Annotated in this window: 1 protein-coding gene; it reads right to left on the bottom strand. The window is 45.5% G+C overall.

Features of this window, described 5'->3' with window-relative positions:
* The coding region (locus tag FNE76_RS08145) for a DNA methyltransferase (RefSeq protein ID WP_143928494.1) at positions 1-396 on the bottom strand (396 nt) is incomplete at both ends.

Here is a 396-nt window from a genome sequence, read left to right as displayed (position 1 = left end):
ATAGCCATAGTGGTAATCTGGTTCTCTGCTGGGCAATTCCCCCTTAGTGCCCCATAAAATGAATTCGCATTGTTGTTTAAAGCCATTAGGAAAGGGTCTAGCCGATCGTCCCTTATCCCACACAATGATACCCCGCCACGCTAAATCTGATAATTGAATCGCATCGCTTAAGGCGGGCAACATCCGCCAATCAATGAAACTAAAAAAATACCCGCTAGGTTTTAAAATGCGCTCTATTTGGGCAAAGACAAAACCAATCCAAGCAATCCATATGCGTTGGTCCTTACCATCCCCACAAAACTCGTAATACTTGGTGTTGTTGCCAACATACTTCTTATTGGTGCTCGCATTGCGTGCGTTCAAGCTTTTTACCCCCCCGCTACAATAGGGCGGATC

Origin of the sequence: Helicobacter mehlei, from assembly GCF_007280785.1 — a bacterium.
Classification (GTDB): Bacteria; Campylobacterota; Campylobacteria; order Campylobacterales; family Helicobacteraceae; genus Helicobacter; species Helicobacter mehlei.
This window is presented reverse-complemented; position numbering and strand designations above follow the sequence as displayed.